Raw genomic sequence first — 14,874 nt, 5'->3', positions numbered from 1 at the left:
CTCCCGACGCCAGCTCTTCCGACGCTAGGTTTGCCCGGCCCTTCTGCCCGGTTACTTCTCCCAGGGCGCCTTGATCGGGAAGTACTTTTCCAGAAAGTCCGTCACGAGCTCGGCGCGTTCCTCGGCGGGCACCTCGGGGAAGCTGCCGTCATTGAGGCAGAAGAAATCCATGTTCCGTTTGGACAGCAGCTTGGGCAGGTAGTTCAGGCCGGCGCGGGCCGTCGTGTCCACGTACCGGACCTTGGCTGCCGTCTGGGTTACGGCCCGGCCGGTCAGCAGCGCGTAGTAGTGGTAGAACGAATTCGTCACCGAGATGTTGTCTGCGGCCCTGAACCTGCTGGCCGCCGTCTTCGCGAACTCGGCTGGGAATTCCTGCTCCATCTGGGCCACTACGCTTCGCCTCAGCGGCGCGGCAGTGTGTTCCAGGTGGCGGGTGGTGATCCGACCGAAGCGGTCCCAGAGCAGCTTGCGGTTCACCCGGGCCGCGTTCTCAAAGCCGCTGCGCTCGGCGTCGTTGTCGCCCAACCCGATGCGTGTCTCCGCCTCGATGAACTTGGTGATCCCGCCCGGGGTGAAAAAGATGTCCGGTCCGACGGCCCGGCCGAAGAACATGTCGTCATTGGAATACAGGAAGTGCTCGGACAGGCCCTCGATGTGGTGGAGTTGGCTCTCCACGGCCTGGGAGTTGTGGGTCGGCAGCACCGACGGGTCGGCGAAGAACTCCTCGCTGCGGACGATCGTCACGCCCGGGTGCTCCGCGAGCCAGGACGGCGCGGGCGAGTCGGTTGCGATGAAGATCCGGCGGATCCACGGAGCGAACATGTAGACCGAGCGCAGCGCGTACTTCAACTCGTTGATCTGCCGGAAGCGGGCCTCGTGGTCGTCCCCTTCGCCAACGACGACGCCGGCCATCCGGGCGCGGCGGGCCGCCACGTATTCGGGCGAGCTGCCGTCCACCCAGGAGAACACCAGGTCGACGTCGAAGCTGATGTCGCTGGCATGGTCGGCGAACATGTTTTCGATGGTGGGCCAGGTATGGCCGTAGCGTTCCACGGTGCCGCGGACGGCGTCCTGGGCCAGCAGGGTCCGCCGGGTCAGCGAGTTTTCGATCGGCAGGATTAACTGGTCGCCCTCAAAGCTCCAGAGCTCCAGCTGGACACCGGCCGAAGCGCCGAATTCGAGGCCGCCCTCCGGCTCCACCCGGGGCCGGTACAGCCGGAAGATCCGGCCCTGGCGGTTGGGCGACAGCTCGCCGTCGGCCACCAGCACTGAGGACTTTTTCTTGGCGTCCACGGTCATGGAGTAGAACGGCTCGTCCCGGCAAGCCTCGACCAGGGCGGCACGGAGTTTCCGGCGATATTTCCAGTCCACCGCGATAACGGGTCGGTCGTTGTTCCCGCGGACCAGCAGGTAGTCCAGCTTCGCGTCGGCCAGCACGGAACGCAGGAACAGCAGGTCCTCGACCATGGCCTGGTACGGCGTGCGGTTTTCATTGATCAGCGCGTACCGGCCGTGCCGGCGCACCACGTCGGGGCGCGTCCGGAGCCTGGCGACAGCCGCCGGTGAGGTGACCTCCACATGGGCCGGCGTTTCCTCGCCGGTCTGGCTGCCGTAATAGATCTCATCCTGGATCAATGCTTCTGTAATTTCGATTCTCCGAGCGTTTGAAGGTACGTGGATCTTTACTTGCATGATAACGTGCGGCGCAAAAACGGCCCGGTGACGGAGGCCTCAGCCGGCCAGGGCGTCCCGCCAGTGGTGCAGGAACGCTGCACCGGCGTCGTCGTGGATGACCTCGTCGCCCAGTCCGAGGTCGGCGGCGGTCAGGACCGCGTACGGCTTGACCGGTACGCCGTCGGCGGGGCGGACGTCCACATGTTTGACCTGGTGCTCGTGGTGGTGCAGCCAGTCGGCCATGGCGTAGTCCGTGCGGGAGTCGCCCATTGTCCRCCAGGCCAGGGGGGTGATGCCCTGGGTCGCCAGAAGTTCGACGGCCCGGCTCGCGCCCAGATCCTTGCCCAGCCGGACGGACTCGATGTCGGTGGAGATGATGGTCGGGTCCACGCGGTAGTCGATCTGGTCGTCGCTGTTCGGGGCGTGGTGGTCCAGCCGCACCACCCCCAGGCCGTGGCGCCCCATCAGGTCCATGGCGTCAGCGTCGAACAGTGCCTGCTCGTCAAGGTAATCCGCACTGGAGACGGCGATGTGCTGCTCCACGGAGACCATGGCCCGCTTGGTCTCGTCGTAGAACATGTGCGTGGAGTAGTCCTCAGCAACGAGCCGGCGGACGTCGTCCCCGAACGCCTGCGGGACGGCGAGTTCTCGATCCACGTGGACCGGGCCGGCTCCGGCGGCGGTGTAGCTGAACCACACGGCGCCTTTCTCGCAGATGGCGTGGATGACGAGTCCCGCCGGCATGCCGGCGGCGATCATCGGCTCCATCACCTGCTCGCGGATGAAGGTGTCCGACCGGCCGGTGTTGAAGATGACCGGAATCCCGGCGGCCGCCAGGGCCAGCAGGTCCGCGATGATGCCGGGCTGGACGGTCCGGGTGAGCGGACTCGCCACGGGACCGTCGACGTCGAGCAGCAGGGCCAGTGGCGGGGCCGCGGGCGGCATGGTGGAATTCCCTGGTGCAGTCATGCGTCCATTCTCTCAGCCGGGCCGCTACTTCGCCCGCCCCGGACCGGGCAAGGCCCTGACTCTTCCGGGCGCTGCAGCGAAAGATGGTCACTGTTTGGCCACAACCTTGGCCGCCGTGGCTCCGTTGATTCCCCTGGCCGGGGAACTTCCTTAGGCTTGCATGGTGATCTTCAAAGCTGTGGGCGAGGGACGCCCTTACCCCGACCATGGTTTCACCACGCCCAAGGACTGGGCAGCACTCCCGCCGCGGCCGGTCCGTTTGGACGAACTCGTGACCACCAAGCGAACCTTGGACCTCGAGGCGTTGCTGGCCGAGGACTCAACCTTCTTCGGCGACCTCTTTCCGCACGTGGTGGAGTTCCGCGGCGTGCTGTATCTCGAGGATGGCCTGCACCGGGCGGTCCGCACTGCACTGCACCAGCGCACCGCGATCCACGCCCGTGTGCTGGTGATAAATGGCTAGGAAGCTGAAAGACCCCACCGTTCTGCACGGGCACCACGTCATCACCGGCTCCGATCTGCGGGCCACGTTCGTCGAACAGGACGAGCTGGACAATCCGGTGCGGATGCGGCGGCGCATCCTGCACGGGGTGGTCCTGCTGCTCCTGGTCGGCCTGCTCGCCACAGCCATCGTGGTGGCCCTGGCCATTATGAACGGCCAGATTAAGATTCCGACGGCGGAGCGCAGCACGGCTGCGGCGTCACTGTGCCCGGACGCGTCGTTCGACTACACCCCGCACGACAAGATCCAGCTCAACGTCTATAACTCCACGGGCCGTCCGGGGCTGGCACGGACGGTGGCCGATGAGTTCCTGTCCCGCAAGTTCGTGGTGGGTGCCGTGGGCAACACCCAGTCCGGCTACCGGGGGGTGGCGCTGGTGGTATCCGGCGCCGCCGGCCAGTCCGCGGCCTTCAGCGTCCAACGCAACCTCCCGGGGTCGGATTACGTGCAGGACGGCCGTAATGACCCGAGCGTGGACGTCATCCTCACCGGCGACTTCAAGGCGCTGGCCAAACCGGAACTCGTGGACCAGACGCCGGGCAAGCTCAGCTGCCCGCGGGAAACCCGCCGCGCGGTGGAAGATGCCAAGTTGCCTGTGGTGCCGACGGTCGTGCCGGTCAGCCCCAGCCCCTAAGCTGCCGGACAACTAAGCTGCCGGACACCCCRGCTGCCGTGGCGGCTACGCCGCGCCGCGGAGGGGACGGCCGGCGTCGTCGAACCTGGCTCCGGCGCCCAGCTGGATGAACCGCACCGTCTTGGCCATCCGGGCCTCCGTGTCCGGGTCAGCGCCAGCCCCGTCGCCCCGGGACGCACTCGAGGAAAGGGTGCCGTGGATGAGCTGCGCAAGCTGGGGGATGTCCGCCGCCGGGAGGTAGCCCTGCGCCATCCCGTCGCGCAGTATGTCCTGCAGCAGCAGACTCAATTCGCCCACGTGGTCCGCCAGCTTGGCAAACGACGCGGGAGACAGGACGGCCCCCATGGCCGGCCCGGGAGGCAGGTGGCGCCGGCTCAGGTCGGCCACCTGGGCGCGGACGTAGAGGGCGAGCCGCTCCACGGGGTTCGTCAGGGACGCGAGGGAATCGCGCAGCTCGACGAGGAAGCGCTCGGTCTCATCCAGGGCGTAGGCGATCAGGAGCTCTTCGATGTCCGCGTAGTAGTTGTAGACGGCGGTGCGGCCGATCCGGGCATGCCTGGCGACGTCGGTCATGGTCAGGCCCGGCAGGCCGTGGGTGAAGAGCAGCTCGCCGAACGCGGTCAGGATGCGGCGCTGGGTGTCGGCGCGTTGGGCGGCGTTGCTCGCGGCCGAAATCCTAGGCATACAGACACTTTAGCTCCATCTGTCAGTAAAATGGTTCGACCCTCCAGGCCCAGTCCCAGGTGGGGGCCATATCCTGCACCGATGCAATTTTGCAGTGATGCAATAATGTGTAAAAATTCTTGCAGACCAGAAACCCTTGACGCGCCCTCGGCGGGCACAAAAAGGCTGAAGCCGTTGCAGATGCGGCCGCCGGCGCCAAGCACCGCCCTGACGCCACGCACCGCTGTCTTCCGCTCGACCGCAGATAAAGGAACCTTATGACCAGCCAAGCGGTCCCCGCCCCGGGACGGCCCGAAGAGAAGCAGCACATCGTGCTGCTGTTCGTCGGCCTGATGCTCTCGATGCTCCTGGCGTCGCTTAACCAGACCGTGCTGAGCACGGCGCTGCCCACCATCGTCGGTGAGCTCCACGGCGTCAGCGACATGCTGTGGGTCATCACGGCTTTCATTCTCGCCTCGACCGTGACCATGCCGATCTACGGCAAGCTCGGCGACCTGATGGGACGCAAGTCCCTGCTGATGGCCGCCATCCTGCTGTTCATGATCGGGTCGGTCGTCGGCGGCCTGGCCAACGACATGGGGATGCTGATTGTGGCGCGCGTCATCCAGGGCCTGGGTGGCGGCGGCCTGATGATTCTGTCGCAGGCCGTGATTGCCGACGTCGTTCCGCCGCGGGAGCGCGGCAAGTACATGGGCATGATGGGCGGCGTCTTCGCCATCGCGTCGGTCGCCGGACCGCTGCTGGGCGGCTGGTTCACCGAGGGCCCCGGCTGGCGCTGGGTGTTCTGGATCAACATTCCGCTCGGCCTGCTGGCCCTGGCCGGCGCCCTGTTCTTCCTCAAGCTGCCCAAACACACCGGGAAACCACGGCTGGACCTCGGCGGCATGGTGCTGCTGGCGATTGCCACCACCTGCCTGGTCCTGTTCGCAACCTGGGGCGGCAGCAAATACCAGTGGGGAGACCCGATCATCCTGGGCCTGATCGCCGGCGCCGTCGTCAGCGCCGCGGCGTTCGTCTTCGTGGAGAGCCGGACCGCCGAGCCCATCATTCCCTTGCACCTGTTCAAGGACCTCAACTTCAACCTCGCCACGATCGCCGGGCTCTTTATCGGCGTGGCCATGTTCGGCGCCATCGGCTACCTCCCGACCTATCTGCAGATGGCCTTCAGCGTCAACGCCACCGAATCAGGCCTGCTGATGATCCCGATGATGGGTGCCCTGCTGGTGGCCTCGGTGGTTTCGGGCCAGCTGGTCAGCCGCACCGGCCGCTACAAGTGGATGCCCATTGTTGGCGGCGTCCTGGTCGCCGTCGCCCTGGTGCTGCTCTCCACCCTGAAGCCGGAGGCGCCGCTCTGGGAAATCTGTGCCTACCTCGCCGTGATGGGCCTGGGGCTTGGCCTGAGCATGCAGATCATGGTGCTGATCGTGCAGAACTCCTTCCCGCTGCGGGAGGTGGGCACCGCCACGGCGTCGAACAACTTCTTCCGCCAGATCGGCGCCACCCTGGGCTCAGCCGTCGTCGGCAGCCTGTTCGCCAGCCGGCTGGCCGAACTCCTGCTCCAGCGGCTCCCCGCCGCGGCACAGGGCGGCGGAGCGCCCGGCGGGTCCAACTCGCTGACCCCGGCCGTCGTGGGCAAGTTGCCGGCGCCGCTGAAGGAAGCCATCATCTCCTCCTACAACGACGCGCTGACGCCGATTTTCATCTGGATGGTCCCGCTGGCCCTGGCCGCGGCGCTGCTGATGTGCTTCGTCAAGGAGAAGCCGCTGGCCACCACTGTCGAGCACGACGTACTGTCCGAGTCGATCGCCGAAGGCAACATCCTCATCACCGCGGACGACGCCGACCTGGTCGCCGATGAGGCGGCCGCTTCCGCCGCGGGCGGGCGCCTGTAGTCCCCGGGTAGCCCGCCGCGCGGTAACCCTCACGAAGCAGGAACCCGCCATGGTTGGAACGAGGCAGCAGTCAGGACCTGCGCGGAACCGGCCGCCGGGCCGGGCGCTGCCGCGGCCCAGTCGCGAGCTTAGGACGGCCGGAGCCCGGCCTCACGCGTCGGCCTACTCAGACGGCGCAGCCGTCCGGTCCGCAGGTCCCGCTGTCCTGGCCGTCTGCGCCGGCGTCAACCATCACCAGCGGGTGGCTTTCCTGCCATGCCTGCTCGAGGGCTGCGGTGAAGGTTTCGACGGGCTGGGCGCCGGAGAGCCCAAACTTGCGGTCGATCACGAAGAACGGCACACCGTTGACGCCCAGGGCGCGTGCCTCGGCGAAGTCTTGCCGGACGTCGTCGGCGTATTTTTCCGAGCTGAACAGCTCGTCCAGTTCGGCCGCGTCAATCCCGAGGTCCAGCCCCAGCGAGGTGAGGTAGTCGCGGCTGCCGATGTCGCGGCCATGCTCGAAGTGGTCGCTGAGCAGCCGTTCCTTCGCGGCCGACTGCTTTCCGTGCGCTGCGGCGAGGTGGATCAGCCGGTGGGCCGTGAAGCTGTTGGCAACCACGACGGCGTCGAAACGGTAGTGGAGGCCCTCGCCGCTGGCCTGGGCCGCCACGTGCTCGAACATCCCGGCGACCTGGGCCGGGGCCATGCCCTTGCGGGTGCTCAGGTAGTCCAGCTCGGTGCCGTCATAGTGCTCCGGCAGGCTGGGGTCCAGCTGGAAGCTGCGCCACTGCACCTCGACGGCATCGCGGTGCGGGAAGGCCGCGAGGGCGGTTTCAAAGCGGCGCTTGCCGATGTAGCACCAGGGGCAGGCCACGTCGGACCAGATCTCAATCTTCATGCTGTGGACAACCACACCGGGCCCGGGCTCATTCCCGCGCGACCGGGCGCAGCATGACGTAGTCGTGTTCCACGGTGGTCCCCAGCCTGAACGACTTGGTGCCGACCTTCCGGAAGCCGGACTTCTGGTAAAACCGGATGGCCCGGGCGTTCTGGTTGTTCACGCCGAGCCAGAGGCTTGCCGCGCCCGTGACCGCTGCCGCGGCGATGCTGGCCTGCATCAGTTCGGCCGCCGCGCCCAGGCCGTGGTGGTCCGGGTGGACGTAGCACTTGCTCAGCTCGACCGAAGGCAGAAGGTTCAGTGCCCCGGCAACGTCGGGGTCCTGGACAACGCGGTCCACCAGCAGGCTGTAGCCCCGGAGCTCCCCGGCCTGATCGATCACCAGAACCGTGACCTGCGGATCGGCGAGGTACTCCCGGAAGTTGGTTTCGCTGAGCGTGTTTGCCAGGTGGGCGGCGATGTCCTCCGGCCGGGACTGCGGCGGGCAGGCCAGCGGAAAGGTGACGGCCGCCAAGGCTGCCAGCGGGCCGGCGTCGTCCGCGGTTGCTGTCCGGATCAGGTGGGTCATGCCCAAAATGCTAGCGCGCCGGCCGTGCCGCCGAACATTCGACGGGGTAGGCAACGTACGCGAACCGGGCCGAATCGGGGGACCAGCTGTTGACGTTTAGAGTGCCCTGGCCGCCAAACAGGGTCCAGGTGTGGAGCGGTACGGTCCAGTCCTCGGTTGAAACCGCGATGATTTCAACCGGCAGGTCGGCCGGGTGTCCTTTGGTCCCAGGCGGGAACCGGAGATAGCACGCGAAGCGCCCGTCCGGTGATAGATGCGGGAACCAGTCCACCGCTCCGCTCTCGATCAGGCGTTCAAGACCGGATGCGCCAGGCCGCACGCGGGCGAGCTGGGCGCGGCCGGCCCGTCCGCTGAAGGCTTCCGTATTGAAGTAGAGCCATTCACCGTCCGGGGAATACTCCGGGCCGTCGCTGTGTCCGCGCCCGACGTCGACGAATGCGGAGGCACCCCCGCCAGCCGGCATCGTCATGATCCGGCCCGGGTTTCCGGAGTTGCCGGCCTCGATGCCCACGTACGCCAACTCCTGGCCGTCAGGGCTCACACCGTGAAGGAAACGGAATACGCCGTCGTCCGCGGTGATCCGTGTCGCCGGGCCGCCCTGGAGCGCCGCCCGGTAGATATGGCCGTCGCTGGCCGAGAGATAGATCAGGCCGCCGGGCGCGAGTACGTGGTCGTTGTTCAGATCCGGGATGCCGGAGACGGGGACCTCGCCCAGCGAGCCGGTGCCGAGGTCCAGCCGCCACAGCGACCCTGCCCCGTTGAGGATGAGCGCGGCACCGTCGTGGGTCCAGTTGGGTGCCTCGACGAGCAATTCCCCGGTGGAGAAGACCAGTTCCCGCGCCCCGGTTGCCGCGGAGGCGGTCCAGACCTCGCATCGCTGGTCCGGCAGCAGGACCCGCGGTGCCATGGTGCAGTCCGTCCTTACTGTTTGAACGCGGCGTCGAAGGAGGAGGTCGACGCCGGGAAGTCGAACCGCTTGAGCGCGGCGAGGGCCTCGGGAGCGCCGTGGAGACGGTCCATGCCGGCATCCTCCCACTCCACAGAGATGGGGCCGTCATAGCCGATGGCGGTGAGGGCGCGGAAGGATGCCTCCCACGGCACGTCGCCTCGTCCGGCGGAGACGAAGTCCCAGCCGCGGCGCGGGTCGCCCCAGGGCAGGTGCGAGCCCAGGACGGTGTTCCGGCCGGTCTGGCGGAGCTTGGCGTCCTTGCAGTCCACGTGGTAGATCCGGTCCTTGAAGTCCCAGATGAAGGAGACCGGGTCGACGCCTTGCCACATGAAGTGGGACGGGTCCCAGTTCAGCCCGAAGGCCTCCCGGTGGCCGATCGCCTCGAGGGTCCGGACAGTGGTCCAGTAGTCGTAGGCGATCTCGGAGGGGTGGACTTCGTGGGCGAAGCGGACACCGCATTCGTCGAAGACGTCAAGGATCGGGTTCCACCGGTCCGCGAAGTCCTGGTAGCCGGCCGCGATGACCTTCTCCGGCACGGGCGGGAACATSGCMACRTAYTGCCAGATSGAGGASCCGGTGAASCCSACCACGGTGTCSACGCCSAGCGCCYKSGCGAGSCGGGCGGTGTGCTTCATTTCCTCGGCGGCGCGGGCGCGGACGCCCTCGGGGTCACCATCTCCCCAGACCTTGGCCCCGACGATCGCCTCGTGGCGGAAATCGATCGGGTCGTCGCAGACGGTCTGGCCCTTGAGGTGGTTGGAAATGGCCCAGACCTTAAGGTGGTACTTCTCGAGCACCGCGAGCTTGGACTGGACGTAGCCGGGCTCGTCCCAGMGCCAGGCGTCCAGGTGGTCGCCGGAGACGGCGATTTCCAGGCCGTCGTAGCCCCAGCCGGAGGCCAGGCGCGCGACTTGCTCGAAGGGGAGATCGGCCCACTGGCCGGTGAACAGGGTGTACGGGCGGGGCATTTCAGGCTCCTTCGGTAATGGGGGCGAGTACGGGGGACTGTGCCAGCCCGACGGTGGAGCCGCGTGCCGCCGCGCTCTCCTGAACTGCGGCCAGAATACGCTGGACAGCCAAGCCGTCCTCGAACGACGGCGAGGGCTCGGTTCCGCTGCTTATCGCTGCGAGGAAGTCCCGTGCCTGGTGGGTGAAGGCGTGTTCCCAGCCGAGCACGTGCCCCTGCGGCCACCATGCACTGACATAAGGATGTTCCGGATCGGTCACGAGGATGCGGGTGAATCCCTGTTCGCGGCTCGGCACCGTGCCGTCGAGGAACTGCAGCTCATTGATATTCTCCAGATCGAAATGGAGCGCGCCCCGGCTGCCATACACCTCGATCGACAAAGAATTCTTCTTCCCGAGCGCCACTCGGGACACTTCAATGCTGGCCACGGCACCTCCGGCCAGGGACAGCGTGGCCCAGGCCGCGTCGTCGACCGTCACGGGCTCCGGACCGCCGGAGCCGGGACGCTCTGTGGTGAACGTGTGCAGCCGGCCGGAGACCTCCGTGACCGTGTCACCCAGAAGGAACTGGACCTGGTCGATGGCGTGKGAGGCGATGTCCCCCAGGGCCCCGGATCCGGCGGACTCCTTGCGCAGCCGCCAGGTCATCGGTGCCTGCCCGTCGGCCAGCCAGTCTTGAAGGTAGCTGGCGCGCACCTGCCGGATGGTGCCTAAGCGGCCGACGCTGATCAGTTCCTTGGCCAGGGCCAGGGCGGGGACGCGCCGGTAGGTGTACCCCACCATGGACTGCACGCCGCGGTTGCGGGCCGCCTGTGCGGCCTCGACCATGGCTTCGGCCTCGGCGAGGGTGTTGGCCAACGGTTTTTCCACCAGGACGTGTTTGCCCGCAGCCAGGGCGGCGATGGCGATCTCGGCGTGCAGCCAGCCAGGGGCGCAGATGTCGACGACGTCGATGTCGTCCCGGGCGATCACCTCGCGCCAGTCCGTGGCGGACTCGGTCCAGCCGTATTGCGCGGCGGCGGCCGCGACCCCGGCGGGATCGCGGCCGACGAGGATGCGCCGTTCGAAGGCCGGCCCGTCGAAGTAGCTGGCCACGTTCCGCCACGCGTTCGAATGGGCTTTACCCATGAAGGCGTAGCCGATCATGGCAACGCCGAGGGGCCGGGCGGCTTCGTGATCCAGCATCGGGGGCATCCTAGAGAGTAGCGGCGGTAGGGTCCCAGTCGGCGGGCAGCGGGGGAGCCGCCGACGCAGTACTGGCCAGGTCGATGAACGTCCCGGTCTCGATGGACTCGGCGATCGAGACCATCGCGTCGAGCACGTGGTAGGCCATCTGGCCTTGGGCGCGGTGCGGAACGCCTGCCCGGATGGCGCGGGCCATTTCCAGGACGCCGGTGCCGCGGGAGGACTTCGAGCCGACTGCTGCGATGACCTCCGGCGCCTCCGCGCCGCGGCGCGTCAGCAGGATATCGCCGTCGAACATGTTCGGGTCGGGGAAAGCAATGGTCGCCTCGGTCCCGTTCACCTCGACAAAACCGGCCCGCTGCAGGTTGGAGTCGAAGCTGAAGATGCTCTGCGATGACTCGCCTCCGGCAAACTGGGCGATGGCGCTGACATGGCTGGGCACGGTGACGTCGAATTCCTCGCCCGCTTTGGGGCCGGAACCAATGATGCGCTTCTGCCGGGACGTGGACCCGAAAGCCGCCACCTTGGCGATCGGGCCAAAGGTCTGCACCAGCGTGGTCAGGTAATACGGCCCGATGTCGAAGAGCGGACCCGCACCCTCCTGGAACAGGAAAGCAGGATTCGGGTGCCAGGATTCCGGGCCCGGGGACTGCATCAGCGTCAAGGCGGTCAGCGGAACACCGATTCCGCCTTCGGCGATAATCCGCAGGGCCGTCTGCAGCCCCGCGCCCAGGAACGTGTCAGGCGCGCAGCCCAGGCGGACGCCCGCGGCGTCAGCGGCTTTGAGCAGCGCGAGCCCGCTCTCGCGGTCCAGCGAGAAGGGCTTCTCGCTCCAGACGTGCTTCCCGGCGCCGACGGCAGCGGTGGCAACCTCCACGTGGGCTGCCGGCGTGGTCAGGTTGACGACGATTTCGACGTCGGGATGGGTCAGCGCAGCCTGGACGCCGCCGGAAGCCGGGATGCCGAATTCTGCGGCGCGGGATGCGGCGGCGTCTTCGAACATGTCGGCCACGACGTGGACCACCACGTCCGGAAAGCTTGTCAGGTTGCCGAGGTATTCCTTGCTGATGACGCCGGCGCCAATGATGGCGACGCCGACCGGGCCGGTCCGCGGAGAGCTTGCCGTGGTCACTACTTCCCTGCTTTCAGATACGTCAGCGAATCGCCGACGGCGTCGAAAATGTCCCCGTTGAAATCGTCGAGCTCCACGACGCCGGCCTCGAGGTTTTTGGCAGCGGCGATGATTTCCCTGATCGGCATCTTGCCGGCACCCACGGCGACCTGGTCTTTGTCCACCTTGGTCAACGGGCCGTCCTTGATGTGGATGAAGCGCACCCTGTCACCGAGCCGTTCAAGCAACGCGACCGGCTCCTCGCCGCCGACTGCGGCCCAGTACGTGTCCACCTCGAGGACCACCCGGGGATCCAGATTCTCTGCCAGGACTTCCAGTGCTGACCGGCCGTCGATCCGGTTTTCCAGTTCGAACTCGTGGTTGTGATAGCCGACGGCGATGCCGTATTCGGCGCCCTTGGCGGCTGCCGCGTTCAGCGCCGTGGCTGTCTCTTTGATGTCGGACTCCGTGGTCCACCGGGCGCTGTCGACGTGCGGGTCAATGACCGTCCCGATGCCGAGCTTCTGCGCGGCCTGGAAGATTTCGTCCTGGTCGGCACGGAGCAGCGGGGCATGCCCGGAGGGGGCCGTGAGCCCGTTCGCGACCAGGGCGGCCGCGAGGGCGTCGGCCGTGGCCACGAAGTTGTACGGTTCCACCGCGGTGAAGCCCAGCTCCGCCACGCGTTTAACCGTGCCTTCCAGATCTTTTTCCAAGGGGCCTCGAACGGTGTAAAGCTGAAGGGAGTAAGTCACAGGTTCTCCTGGCGTAGATGCTTTCGGCGCGAGGCCGATCCCGGCAGTTGCTGGCTTGTGCGCGGCGAAGGAATACTACGGACCGCCGCTTCAGCAAAGCTAGAACAGCTTCTGTCGGCAGTCAAGCAAAAGTTGTGCGTCGTCACTCGCCGAAAGGGATTGTGACAGAAATAAGCCCGTCATGCTTACATTGATCCATGTCAATTCCGCCCCTCTCCGAGCTGCAGTCCTCCCGCATTCCCGCGTCTGTCGCGCCCGGGGCCAGTCAGGCCCGAACCGGGGAACTCTTCCAGCTTCTGCGCGACGGGCGGGCCCGTACGCGCGCCGAACTGGCCGAGTTGACCGGTTTGGCAAGGTCGACCATCACCGCCCGGGTTGACGCGCTCAGTTCAGTGGGCCTCATTGGTCCGGCCGGCGAGGCGTTTTCCTCCGGCGGCCGGCCGCCGTCGCGCTTCGCCTTCCAGCCCTCCGCCCGCATAGTCATGGCCGTGGATGTCGGCGCCACGCATATCCTGGTCGCGGCGACGGACTTGAGCGGCCGGGTCCTCAACGAGTCAAGGCTGGAAATCGAGATCTCCGCCGGGCCGAAGGCGGTGCTTGACCTTGTTGTGAAACTCTGCCGCACGCTGTTGTCCGAGACCGGACGGGACGCGCGCGAACTGGCAGGCATCGGGATCGGCTTGCCCGGACCCGTGGAACACTCCAGCGGCAAGCCGGCCAATCCGCCCATCATGCCGGGCTGGGACGGCTTCGATGTGCCGCACTATATTCAGCGCAGTTTTGACACGCACGTCGTCGTCGACAATGACGTGAACATCATGGCGCTGGGGGAGCGGGCGTTCTTCTGGCCCGACGTCGACAGCCTGCTGTTCATCAAAGTTGCGACCGGAATCGGGGCCGGCATTATCAGCGGCGGCCTGCTGCAGCGCGGCGCGGACGGCACCGCGGGCGACATCGGGCACGTCCGGGTACCGCGCGGAGATGGCCTTCTTTGCCGGTGCGGCAACCACGGCTGCCTGGAGGCGCTCGCCTCGGGACCGGCGGTGGCCGCAGCGCTGGCCGCCGAGGGGGTCCCGGCTGTAACCGGTGAGGATGTCCTCCAGCTTGCCCGGAGCGGCAATGTCAAAGCCGTCCAGGCCATGCGCCAGGCCGGCCGTGACCTGGGGGACGTGCTCGCCATCTGCGTAAACCTGCTCAACCCCTCCGTGATCGTGATCGGCGGCGGGTTGGCAGCGGGTGGAGAGTATCTCCTGGCCGGCGTCCGCGAGGTGGTCTACCAGCGCTCCCTCCCGCTGGCTACCGCCAGCCTGCGCATTGTCCAGTCCATGGCAGGCGACCAGGCCGGTGTGCTTGGGGCGAGCCGGATGGTCGTTGATGACGTCCTCTCGCCGGCGAGCATCGAAGCCATGCTGGAGAAGGCCTAAGCGGCCCGGGCGGGTGCCCAAAAATATTTCCATCGTCTGAGACGGAACTTTTGATTGACCATCAACATAGTCAACCTCGAGGTCATCGGCTGGAACGATCTACAGACGCGCATCCAGACGGCCGTCACGTCAGGCCAGGCGCCCGACGTGGTGAACATCGGCAACACGTGGGCGGCATCCCTGCAGTCCACCGGGGCCTTCATGCCGTTCGATGACGCGGCGTTCAAGGCCATCGGCGGCGAGGACAAATTCGTCAAGACCGCGATGGACACCGGCGGGGTTGCCGGCCAGGATCCGACGTCGGTTCCTGTCTACGGGTTGGCCTACGGGCTGTATTACAACAAGGCGATGTTCGCGGCGGCCGGCCTGACGCCCCCGAACAACTGGGAGGACCTGGTCGCTGACGCCAAGAAGCTCACGACCGGTGGTAAGTACGGCTTTGCCCTGGCCGCGGGCAGCTACACCGAGAACGCCCACTTCGCGTTCATCAACGCGGCCCAGAACGGAGCGGATCTCTTCGACAAGGACGGCAAGCCGACGTTCTCCTCGGACGGGGTGGTCAACGGGATCGCGCGGTACCTCGACTTGATGCAGAAGGACAACGTCGTCAACATCGGTAACGCCCAGTACGACAACGGGACCAAGGCAGTGAACGACTTTGCCACCGGCAAGGTAGCCATGATCCTG

15 protein-coding genes are annotated in these 14,874 nt (G+C 66.8%); 5 read left to right on the top strand and 10 right to left on the bottom strand.

The window, feature by feature from the left end; genetic code table 11:
- Positions 1–51: 51 nt before the first annotated feature.
- Together AB4Y86_RS00370 and AB4Y86_RS00365 are read right to left on the bottom strand one after the other, a co-directional pair.
- Entirely contained in the window at positions 52–1,692 is a 1,641-nt protein-coding gene (locus AB4Y86_RS00370; RefSeq protein WP_441399382.1) for a stealth family protein, read from the bottom strand.
- A 39-nt stretch (positions 1,693–1,731) separates the two neighbouring features.
- Positions 1,732–2,643, bottom strand: coding sequence for a hypothetical protein (locus AB4Y86_RS00365; RefSeq protein ID WP_441399381.1), 912 nt, complete (start codon positions 2,641–2,643; stop codon positions 1,732–1,734).
- A 163-nt stretch (positions 2,644–2,806) separates the two neighbouring features.
- On the opposite strand from AB4Y86_RS00365, the gene AB4Y86_RS00360 reads away from it, so the two are divergent.
- A complete protein-coding gene (locus tag AB4Y86_RS00360; RefSeq protein WP_441399393.1) occupies positions 2,807–3,106 on the top strand; it encodes a type II toxin-antitoxin system VapB family antitoxin in 300 nt (99 codons plus the stop codon).
- A complete protein-coding gene (locus AB4Y86_RS00355; RefSeq protein WP_441399380.1) occupies positions 3,099–3,779 on the top strand; it encodes a LytR C-terminal domain-containing protein in 681 nt (226 codons plus the stop codon). Before AB4Y86_RS00360 ends, AB4Y86_RS00355 begins: the two co-directional genes overlap by 8 nt.
- A gap of 45 nt (positions 3,780–3,824) precedes the next feature.
- Here AB4Y86_RS00355 and AB4Y86_RS00350 read toward each other — a convergent pair whose 3' ends face one another.
- Positions 3,825–4,463, bottom strand: a complete 639-nt coding sequence (locus tag AB4Y86_RS00350; protein ID WP_441399379.1) for a TetR/AcrR family transcriptional regulator — start codon at positions 4,461–4,463, stop codon at positions 3,825–3,827.
- 257 nt (positions 4,464–4,720) lie between these two features.
- On the opposite strand from AB4Y86_RS00350, the gene AB4Y86_RS00345 reads away from it, so the two are divergent.
- Positions 4,721–6,355 (top strand): MDR family MFS transporter, encoded by a 1,635-nt coding sequence (locus AB4Y86_RS00345; RefSeq protein WP_441399378.1) that lies wholly within the window; start codon positions 4,721–4,723, stop codon positions 6,353–6,355.
- Between the two features lie 166 nt (positions 6,356–6,521).
- On the opposite strand, the gene AB4Y86_RS00340 is transcribed toward AB4Y86_RS00345, so the two are convergent.
- Genes AB4Y86_RS00340 through AB4Y86_RS00310 form a run of 7 tightly spaced genes read right to left on the bottom strand, consistent with a single transcriptional unit; the run spans position 6,522 to position 12,763 of the window.
- Positions 6,522–7,232, bottom strand: coding sequence for a DsbA family oxidoreductase (locus AB4Y86_RS00340; RefSeq protein ID WP_441399377.1), 711 nt, complete (start codon positions 7,230–7,232; stop codon positions 6,522–6,524).
- Positions 7,233–7,260: 28 nt separating this feature from the next.
- Positions 7,261–7,800 (bottom strand): GNAT family N-acetyltransferase, encoded by a 540-nt coding sequence (locus AB4Y86_RS00335; protein ID WP_441399376.1) that lies wholly within the window; start codon positions 7,798–7,800, stop codon positions 7,261–7,263.
- A 10-nt stretch (positions 7,801–7,810) separates the two neighbouring features.
- Positions 7,811–8,707: a TolB family protein gene (locus AB4Y86_RS00330; RefSeq protein WP_441399375.1), complete on the bottom strand. Its 897-nt coding sequence runs from the start codon at positions 8,705–8,707 to the stop codon at positions 7,811–7,813.
- 14 nt (positions 8,708–8,721) lie between these two features.
- On the bottom strand, positions 8,722–9,717 hold the full coding sequence (locus AB4Y86_RS00325) for a sugar phosphate isomerase/epimerase family protein (protein WP_441399374.1): 996 nt from the start codon (positions 9,715–9,717) through the stop codon (positions 8,722–8,724).
- Between the two features lies 1 nt (position 9,718).
- Entirely contained in the window at positions 9,719–10,900 is a 1,182-nt protein-coding gene (locus AB4Y86_RS00320; RefSeq protein ID WP_441399373.1) for a Gfo/Idh/MocA family protein, read from the bottom strand.
- Positions 10,901–10,910: 10 nt separating this feature from the next.
- Positions 10,911–12,032, bottom strand: a complete 1,122-nt coding sequence (locus tag AB4Y86_RS00315) for a Gfo/Idh/MocA family protein (protein WP_441399372.1) — start codon at positions 12,030–12,032, stop codon at positions 10,911–10,913.
- Complete coding sequence (locus tag AB4Y86_RS00310; protein ID WP_441399371.1) at positions 12,032–12,763, bottom strand: sugar phosphate isomerase/epimerase family protein; 732 nt, start codon at positions 12,761–12,763, stop codon at positions 12,032–12,034. Before AB4Y86_RS00310 ends, AB4Y86_RS00315 begins: the two co-directional genes overlap by 1 nt.
- A gap of 197 nt (positions 12,764–12,960) precedes the next feature.
- On the opposite strand from AB4Y86_RS00310, the gene AB4Y86_RS00305 reads away from it, so the two are divergent.
- A complete protein-coding gene (locus AB4Y86_RS00305; protein WP_441399370.1) occupies positions 12,961–14,187 on the top strand; it encodes an ROK family transcriptional regulator in 1,227 nt (408 codons plus the stop codon).
- Between the two features lie 54 nt (positions 14,188–14,241).
- The coding region (locus tag AB4Y86_RS00300; protein ID WP_441399369.1) for an ABC transporter substrate-binding protein at positions 14,242–14,874 on the top strand (633 nt) is incomplete at its 3' end.

It is taken from the genome of Arthrobacter sp. 2YAF22_2, from assembly GCF_052114645.1.
GTDB lineage: Bacteria > Actinomycetota > Actinomycetes > Actinomycetales > Micrococcaceae > Arthrobacter.
The sequence above is the reverse complement of the archived record's forward strand: the minus strand, read 5'-3'. Positions and strand labels throughout refer to the sequence as shown.

Bases quoted from the DNA above. Each gene is read 5' to 3' on its own strand.
- AB4Y86_RS00370 (WP_441399382.1), bottom strand. From the start codon at position 1,692: ATGCAAGTAAAGATCCACGTACCTTCAAACGCTCGGAGAATCGAAATT.
- AB4Y86_RS00355 (WP_441399380.1), top strand. From the start codon at position 3,099: ATGGCTAGGAAGCTGAAAGACCCCACCGTTCTGCACGGGCACCACGTC.
- AB4Y86_RS00350 (WP_441399379.1), bottom strand. From the start codon at position 4,463: ATGCCTAGGATTTCGGCCGCGAGCAACGCCGCCCAACGCGCCGACACC.
- AB4Y86_RS00345 (WP_441399378.1), top strand. From the start codon at position 4,721: ATGACCAGCCAAGCGGTCCCCGCCCCGGGACGGCCCGAAGAGAAGCAG.
- AB4Y86_RS00340 (WP_441399377.1), bottom strand. From the start codon at position 7,232: ATGAAGATTGAGATCTGGTCCGACGTGGCCTGCCCCTGGTGCTACATC.
- AB4Y86_RS00335 (WP_441399376.1), bottom strand. From the start codon at position 7,800: ATGACCCACCTGATCCGGACAGCAACCGCGGACGACGCCGGCCCGCTG.
- AB4Y86_RS00330 (WP_441399375.1), bottom strand. From the start codon at position 8,707: ATGGCACCGCGGGTCCTGCTGCCGGACCAGCGATGCGAGGTCTGGACC.
- AB4Y86_RS00305 (WP_441399370.1), top strand. From the start codon at position 12,961: ATGTCAATTCCGCCCCTCTCCGAGCTGCAGTCCTCCCGCATTCCCGCG.